Source organism: Comamonas sp. HJ-2, assembly GCF_053615495.1.
This window is the reverse complement of sequence record NZ_JBSIFD010000069.1, coordinates 1-1,051: the sequence shown is the minus strand read 5'-3', so window position 1 is coordinate 1,051 and position 1,051 is coordinate 1. Positions and strand designations below refer to the sequence as shown.

At 52.0% G+C, this 1,051-nt stretch carries 1 protein-coding gene; it reads left to right on the top strand.

The annotated features are described in order from the left end of the window. Positions 1 to 40: 40 nt before the first annotated feature. A partial coding sequence (locus tag ACWGXF_RS24345) for an IS3 family transposase (protein WP_452102602.1) occupies positions 41 to 1,051 on the top strand: 1,011 nt, incomplete at its 3' end.

Here is a 1,051-nt window from a genome sequence, read left to right as displayed (position 1 = left end):
GGGGATGCGGACAAAAACTTGGACTACCAGGAGGTAGTTCATGTACTCATACGAAGACAGGATTCTTGCAGTTGAGCTTTACATCAAGCTTGGCTTGCGTGTCAGAGCCACAATTCGCCAGTTGGGATACCCAACCAAGAACGCATTGAAAGGCTGGTATCAGCACTACCTGAAGCATCAGGATTTGCCAGCGAGCCAAGCGCCAAGGGCACCAAAATATTCGCTGCAGCAAAGACAGGTTGCGGTTGCTCATTACCTCGCGCACGATCGCTGTATTGCAGCAACGATGAGGGCTTTGGGTTACCCGGGTCGAGGAACGTTGACTGCGTGGGTTCGGCACGACTGCCCCGAGACCAGCAAATCGATAGTGGGCAGATCTTGGCCGGCTACAAAGCCTGATGCCTTGATGTGTGAGGGAGTGGTGCAACTGTGTTCCCGCCAATCAAGTGCACAGGAGATTGCGGACAAGTTAGGGGTATGTAGGGGGACCTTGTACAACTGGAAAAATCAGTTGCTTGGCCCTTGTGCCCCTGTCGCAATGAAACACAGTCCAAAGCGATCACCAGTGTTGGATGAAGCAGCACTCAGGCGCCAAGTTGAATCATTGCGCCAGGATGTTCGGCGGCTGAAGATAGAACGTGAGCTTCTCAAGCAGGCCCATGAAATCTTAAAAAATGGGGCTGACATTGATCTGCATAGGCTGGCAAACAAAGATAAGGCTGTGCTGGTTGACGCGTTGCACGGGCAGTATGAATTGCCAGAACTACTTTCTCTTGTTGGACTTGCTAGAAGCTCGTATTTTTACCATCGTGCCCGGCTGAAGCTGGCTGACAAATACTTGGATGTACGCCGAAGCATCACCGAGATCTTCGACAACAACTACCGTTGCTATGGATATCGCAGAGTGCAGGCATCCTTGCTCAAGGAGTGCACGGGCATCTCAGAGAAGGTGGTGCGTCGGCTGATGAAGCAGGAAGGGTTGATCGTGGCCAAGCCCAAACGCCGCAGATATAACTCATACCTTGGAGAGATAGGTGCTGCCCCTCAAAAC